This is a genomic window from Streptomyces sp. NPDC048462, from assembly GCF_043200175.1.
In the GTDB taxonomy this organism is placed as follows: Bacteria; Actinomycetota; Actinomycetes; order Streptomycetales; family Streptomycetaceae; genus Streptomyces.
In genome coordinates this window covers 158,025-164,512 of record NZ_JBICXG010000017.1, presented here as the reverse complement: position 1 = coordinate 164,512, position 6,488 = coordinate 158,025, and the positions used below count along the sequence as shown (strand labels likewise).

Below are 6,488 nucleotides of genomic sequence, written 5' to 3'. Positions count from 1 at the left end.
CGGCCGCAACACCGACCACCGAACCCACAGAACCGCCGTCCACATCCAGATCAACGCATCGCCAAGCCCGCCAGACGACTAACCGAACGGCATTGTCCCTAGGGGACAAGTGAAGGGTCTTACCTGATGCCGGGCAGGGCGCAACAGAACGATGCTCGGGACCTCGGACGAGGTGAGGGGCAGTCACTGTGCTGAACAGTCACGCATCGGATGAACGACGCGACCACCGCCGACGGAGGCGGTCGCGCGTGGCCTGGGGCGCGGTGCTGGCCTTAGCGGCCGGCCTCGCCGGTACGGGGCCCGCGAGCGGGGCGCCGACACGGGTCGAGAACGTGGCGACGAGTGCGCCGGGGCCCGCAGGGGCGGGTTCGCACATCGCGTGGAAGCCGTGCGCGGACGACGCCTCGGCGGAGTGCGGCGCACTCTCGGTGCCGGTGGACTGGGGCAGGCCGGACGGCGACCGGTTCGACCTCCAGCTCGCCCGGCGCCGGGCCACGGACCCCGGCGCACGGGTCGGCTCCATGGTGTTCGGGCCGGGCGGGCCCGGTGATTCCGGTGTGGACCGGATCGTTGGCAAAGGCAATATGGGCCGCTTCAGCGACAACCTCCGCAGCAGGTTCGACATCGTCAGCTTCGATCCGCGCGGTGTGGGCCGCAGCAACCCGGTCCGCTGCTCGCAGGAGCTTCTGGACCGCCGCCCGTCACCGCTCATCAGGAGCCGGGCGGAGTTCGACGCCACGCAGAAGTACAACCGCGAGCTGCGGCAGGACTGCCGGAAGCACACCGCGAACGGCCTCTTCGACCACGTCGACAGCCTCAGCACGGTGCAGGACCTCGACGCGGTCCGGGCGGCTCTCGGCGAGGCGTCCCTGACCTTCCACGGCAGTTCGTACGGGACGCTGCTCGGCGAGCTCTACGCGGAGCGGTATCCGGAACGGGTCCGTGCCGTGGTCCTGGAGGCCGTGGTGGACCACAGCCTGGGCACGAGGGAGTTCCTCGCCACCCAGGCCGCCACGCTCCAGGACTCCTTCGACGAGTTCGTCGCGTGGTGCGAACGGACCGGGAGCTGCGCCCTGCACGGCTCGGACGTACGCGCCGTCTGGGCGGACCTGCTGGACCGCGCCGAACACGGGAAGCTCCTCGACGACGGCACGCCGATCCCGCCGTTCGACCTCAACCTCATGGTGATGAAACGGCTGTACGACCCCGAGTGGACGAGGCTGGCCGAATACCTGCACGGCCTGGCGGACAGCGGCCCAGCGAACAACAACCCGGCGAACAGCGACCGGGCGGACATCGGCCCGGCGGACAACGGCCCAGTGGCGAAGCGCCCGGCCGGAACGAACGCGGACGGGCCCGAACCGGCCCTCGGCGCCGACCCGTTCCAGGTCTTCTGCCAGGACTGGAGTCTCCCGGTCGACGGCTACCGGGGCTACACGAAAGAGCTGCGCCGCGTCGGCAGGATCGCCCCGGACATGAAGTACCCCCGCTCTCTCATGTCCGTCTCGGCCTGCCTCGGCGCACCCGAGCCGAACGCCCCGCAGCACCCGCTGAAGGTGCGTACCAGCAGGCCCCTCCTGCTCACCAACTCGCTCCACGACCCGGCGTCCGGCTACAACTGGGCGACCCACGTGGCCGGCCAGCTGGGCAGCAGTGGTGTCCTGCACACCTACGAGGGCTGGGGCCACGGCACGTACGGCAGCAGCACCTGCGCACAGGAGGTGATCGACGCCTACCTGATCTCGCTGAAGGTCCCGGCCCGTGGAGCCAGTTGCCCCGCCGTGGAGCCCGCAGGCTGAGGCGGCGGCAGGGCAGCGGAGATCCGGACGGGCGGACGGCCCGGTTCAGCCGTCCGCCCGCTCCACCGGAATCCACACCTCCGCGTCCGCGTACGCCTCCCAGCGCCCCAGCGTCTCCTTGCCGATGCTCCTGACGAACGCGACGATGGCCGGGGTCGTCCCCTCGTAGACCAGCGGGACCCGGGTCCCGCGCCCCAGCAGCGTGAACCCTCCGGAGGGTCGGGATCCGCGCCCGGCTACTCCGCCTCGAACGCCTGGGCCACCGCGAGGCTGTCCTCGTAGACGTGGTGCCGGGTGACCAGTCCGTCCGCGAACGTGAGGTGCAGGGCGAACCGCGCCCGGTAGGCCCGCCCGGTGGACCGGGCCGTCTGCCGGATCTCCCCGAGCACGACCGCGTCGTCGCCGTCCACCAGGATGCGCTCGACCTCGGTGGCCGCTGCCCCGGGCACGTGGTGCTCGCCCAGCTCGCGGTAGTGGGCGGCGGCGTCGGCCCGGGTGGAGCGGTGCCGGATCCACGGGGTGGCGGCCCGTCCGTGCTCGGCCTCCGGCCAGTCCAGCTTCCAGTCACCGCGCTCGGCGTACAGCTCGGCGATGCGCGCGGGGTCTCCTTCGCCGATCCGGCGAAGCAGCTCCTCCACGGCGGCGCGGGTGGTCGTGGGCACGGGCGTGGAAACGGTAACTGCCATGGCCGATCCTCCGGTTCGGAACCCGCCCCCTGCCGGTGCGGCGATCACCATTCTCGCCGGCACCGGCAGCCGGTGGCGATTACCTCCGGGGTAAGCGGCGCCCTCCCGGCATCCGTTTCGCGGACGGCCCGCCCCGGAGCGCAGAAAGGGACAAGTCCACGAGAAGGACAGCGGCAGAAGGACGGCTCAGGAGGCGGACGGCTCGATCTCCCCCGCAAAGACGATGACCTGGTCGATGAGGCTCCGCCGCAGATGGACGACGTCCGTTCCCGCCAGGCGGGGGCCTCCATCCGGCATGGTGAAGACCCACTGGTACCGGGCCCACTCGCCAGGCATGTCCACCGCTGAGCAGCGCACCATAGTGCCGGTCCCCGCCGGGTGGCGCCGGATGTCCAGCACGAACCGCTCGACGGCCGCGATTCCCTCGCTGCGGCCCAACGGCCCCCAGAAGACCACGTCTGAGGTCAGGGCCTGGGAGAGCAGGGCAGTCACATAGCTGTCGTCCGAGGCGTTGAACGCGGAGATGAACGTGTCGATCGCGGAGCGTGCCGTCTCTTCCTGCATGTCCCAGTAATACCAGCCGTTGCGCCCGCGCTCGTCCCGCGAGGCGCAGCCGGCGCGCAGGTGCGGGAAAACCACTGGATCGTTGCCACCGCGCGCGGTTACCGTGCTGCGGTTCCACGTCGTCCAGGCAAGGGCGTTCCGTTGTACACCGTTTGAGACTTCCCGACTGCTGATCTGTCGCGCGTCGCGCCTGTGCGCCGCGCTGCTTCCTGCTGCGGACTTCTCACTGGAAACGGTGTACCCCTGTGCTCAACAACTGGGTCGTCATGCCCACGTGCCTTCCCCTCGTCCTCCGCCGATGCCATACGTGCGCGTCCGAGAGCTTCCGGGCGAACGGCAAGTTCCGCGTCAACGCCAACCACAAACTGCTCGACGCGTGGCTCCTCGCTCTCTGCACGATGTGCGGGGAGACCACGAAACTCACGGTCCTGGAACGCACCCACGTGCGCTCCGTACGGCCCGAGCTGCTGGACCGGATGCACGACAACGACCCTTCCCTCGCCGCCGGGTTGCTCCAGGACCCGGCTCTACGGCGCCGCAACCGCATCGCCCTCGACTGGACCGACGCCTGGCGCCTCGACACCGGCGACCCGGTCGATCCGGACCGCGAGGTGATCGACGTATCGGTCCGCTTCGCGGCACGGATTCCGGTCCGGCCGGTACGGCTGATCGCTGAGGGGTGCGGCCTCTCGCGGGCGGCGGTCGGCAGGCTGATCACGGAGGAGAATCTCATCTCCGCGATCCGGCTGAACGGCAAGACCTCAGCCGATTTCACCTTCATGCTCAAGCGCTGAGTCCGTAGAGAAGTCCGGGGCCTGTCGGGTCCGGTGATCGCCACCGGACCCGACAGGCCCCGCCCACGGTTCAAGCGTGAGAGCGCACACGTCGGCAACGACACAATCCAGGGCCCGAAGCAGGATCCGAGCGCGAACCCCTCACATGGCCTCGCCCCCTTCCGTGAGACGACGATGCCACCAGAGGTCAGCACGCCACGGCCGACGATCAGCAAAGGGATCAGGCAGCGTGCGCTCGATGTACACCCTGTCCAGGCAGCCCACGCACCGTCTCAACTCGCTCCGGGGCCGGCCCCGGAGCATGTGCAGGACTTCCTCAAGCACGTCACGGGCATGCCGCACATCGGCGAAGGAGCACCCGCGGCAGGAACAGAAGGCTTCCTGGGGGTACAAGGACCGCCGCCCCGGCTGCCGCAAGAACGTCTGGTAACGCTGGAGCGCGAGTACCGTGGAGCCGGGGAAGACGTAGTAGTCGTCCGAAAGGCGCTCTGCTCGATATATCGCCAGGCTCGTGCGGACAGAGAGCCCGTAGATCCGGCGCGGCGGGGTATCCTCCCAGACGCGAGGACCCTGTCGCGGGGCACGCAGAGTGCCGGGCCGTCTACGCGGCATCGGCCTTTCGGTTCGAGGTCATGGCGGTCATCATGCCAGCCGTACGCATACGTCGTACGGGACTTGGCAATGGTCATCCTCCGCCGAAGTCGCCTTTTCACTCGGGCGCCGAGCCCTACCGAAGCACCCGGCCATGGGAACGTAGGTACATGACGAGCAGAGACAGCGGGCGGGAGTCGCTACGGGGCGGCGGGTTCCTCAGGGGCTCCGCCGTCGGCCTGAGCGAAATGCTGCTCGGGTGGCGGGCACTTGTCCTCGGCTGTGGTGGCACGCTGGCCGGATTCGTCGGGGCCTTCACCAACAGCGGTGTGCCCACCCGCTTGGCGCTCCTCGCGATCGGCTGTGTATCGCTTGTCCTCGCGGTCGTCTCGTGGCGGTACATGAAGCGACAGCAGAACGAGCGCAACGCCCGACCCGGCAGCGTGTAGTACCGCGCCGAAACGGCTCGCCGGGACGCCTGGCGGGCCATTTCGTCGTCGCTCGGCCTACGGCTGCCGCCCCAGCGCCGCCCGGAAGGCGTCCCACGCGACGGGGGCGAGCAGGAGGACGGGGCCGTCCAGCCGCTTGGAGTCCCGGACGGCGACGGTACGGGGGATGTTGCGGGCGACCTCCACGCACTCGCTGGCCGTCGCGCTATACCTGGACTTACGGAAGCGGAACACCTTCACCTGCTCATTTCCTTCGCGATGCTGTCGATGAACTGGACGACGTCGTAGGGAGCCAAGCTCATTCGTGACGCCTGGTTGAAAAGGTCAACGGACACCTGACTCTCATCAGCATCCTCCACCCACATGGTTGACCGAGGAAGGTCCATGTGCACAACGTCCACCGCTTCATCCTCACCGGCCCGCCTGACCGGACGGGTCTCCGGCGACTTCGGCTTCCTGCTGAAGCGGTGAGGCGGCGGGGGCCGGGTCCTCCCGGGCTCGGCCCCCGGCGTTCCCGGCGCCGGCTGCCGGGCTGCTCGTACGGACGGGCCCCGACACGGACACGTCCTCATGGACGCCCTCCGCAGGGCTCCCACACCGCAGGTGAACCCCCGTTCCCGGGGCATACGCGTCCCATGACGTCATCGTGGAACGAAGCGAAGGGCCGCACCGTCCGGGCCGGGTGCGCGCTGGTTCCGCTGCTGGTGCTGACGGCCTGCGGGCACGACGGCGCGGACCGGGCGCTGCCCGGGGCGGCGCACACCTCGTCCGACGGGGGATTCCGGACCGCCTCCCTCACGCAGGGGAGCCGGCTCGTCATCACCACCCAGGGCGGCGTCCGGGTCGTCGGGACGGACGACGACCACCTGGCGGTGGGCGAGGCGGTCCTCGCCCATGGGGACGGGGGCGGGGGTACGTACAGCCTCGACCTGCCCTGCGACGAGGGCGACGACCGGGCGAAGGCGAACTGCGGCGGCATGCCGCTCGTACGCGTACCGAGCGGCATCACTCTCACGGTGCGGGCGCGCAACGCCGGCATCGATGTGAGCGATGTGCGGGGCGCGCTGAGCCTGAGCACCGTCAACGGCGACGTCACCGTGCAGGACGCGGGCACGAAGAGCGCCCGCCAGCACCTCGTGACGCGGAACGGGTCCGTCCGCGCGACCGGCCTCAAGGGGGCCGGTATCGAGGCGGAGACGGTCAACGGCGACGTCGATCTGGGGTGCGCCCACTCACCCGGCACTCTCGACGGCGTGACCCGCAACGGCTCCGTGCGCGTGACACTGCCGGCCGACGCACCCGCGTACGCGACCGACGCGCAGACTGTGAACGGCCGCTCCACCACGAACATCCCTTCCGACGCCTCGGACCACAAACACCGGCTGACCCTGCGCACCGTCAACGGCGACACAGAGGCCCGACGCGGTTAGCGCGCATCTACCCGGCCAGGACACCACGGGATTTTCCTTCTGCATTCCGACAATGTGCTGCGTCGGCCTCACGCCCTTCCTCCACCGGAGGCTTGGGCACTCCTACGAAGACCGGCTGCGCCGCACCCCGGACGGCCGGCGTTTCACGCACCGCAGGATCACCAACATCTGGAGC

The 6,488-nt window shown here is 69.8% G+C and carries 7 protein-coding genes; 4 read left to right on the top strand and 3 right to left on the bottom strand.

The genetic code is table 11. The features are described 5' to 3' along the window. Positions 1 to 248 precede the first annotated feature (248 nt). A complete protein-coding gene (locus ACGFU6_RS26495) occupies positions 249 to 1,799 on the top strand; it encodes an alpha/beta fold hydrolase (RefSeq protein ID WP_393614413.1) in 1,551 nt (516 codons plus the stop codon). A gap of 236 nt (positions 1,800 to 2,035) precedes the next feature. Here ACGFU6_RS26495 and ACGFU6_RS26490 read toward each other — a convergent pair whose 3' ends face one another. Together ACGFU6_RS26490 and ACGFU6_RS26485 are read right to left on the bottom strand one after the other, a co-directional pair. Continuing rightward, positions 2,036 to 2,485 carry a nuclear transport factor 2 family protein gene (locus tag ACGFU6_RS26490; protein ID WP_393614411.1) on the bottom strand — a complete coding sequence of 150 codons (450 nt, stop codon included), beginning with the start codon at positions 2,483 to 2,485 and terminating at the stop codon, positions 2,036 to 2,038. A gap of 186 nt (positions 2,486 to 2,671) precedes the next feature. Then, positions 2,672 to 3,049 carry a nuclear transport factor 2 family protein gene (locus ACGFU6_RS26485; protein WP_358624519.1) on the bottom strand — a complete coding sequence of 126 codons (378 nt, stop codon included), beginning with the start codon at positions 3,047 to 3,049 and terminating at the stop codon, positions 2,672 to 2,674. A gap of 245 nt (positions 3,050 to 3,294) precedes the next feature. On the opposite strand from ACGFU6_RS26485, the gene ACGFU6_RS26480 reads away from it, so the two are divergent. After that, positions 3,295 to 3,843 (top strand): DUF1062 domain-containing protein, encoded by a 549-nt coding sequence (locus ACGFU6_RS26480; RefSeq protein ID WP_393614409.1) that lies wholly within the window; start codon positions 3,295 to 3,297, stop codon positions 3,841 to 3,843. A gap of 761 nt (positions 3,844 to 4,604) precedes the next feature. Beyond that, entirely contained in the window at positions 4,605 to 4,883 is a 279-nt protein-coding gene (locus ACGFU6_RS26475) for a hypothetical protein (RefSeq protein ID WP_393614408.1), read from the top strand. 57 nt (positions 4,884 to 4,940) lie between these two features. On the opposite strand, the gene ACGFU6_RS26470 is transcribed toward ACGFU6_RS26475, so the two are convergent. After that, positions 4,941 to 5,117, bottom strand: coding sequence for a DUF397 domain-containing protein (locus ACGFU6_RS26470; RefSeq protein WP_393614423.1), 177 nt, complete (start codon positions 5,115 to 5,117; stop codon positions 4,941 to 4,943). A gap of 401 nt (positions 5,118 to 5,518) precedes the next feature. Between ACGFU6_RS26470 and ACGFU6_RS26465 the strand changes: the two genes are divergently transcribed. Then, on the top strand, positions 5,519 to 6,313 hold the full coding sequence (locus ACGFU6_RS26465; protein WP_393614406.1) for a DUF4097 family beta strand repeat-containing protein: 795 nt from the start codon (positions 5,519 to 5,521) through the stop codon (positions 6,311 to 6,313). Positions 6,314 to 6,488 lie beyond the last annotated feature (175 nt).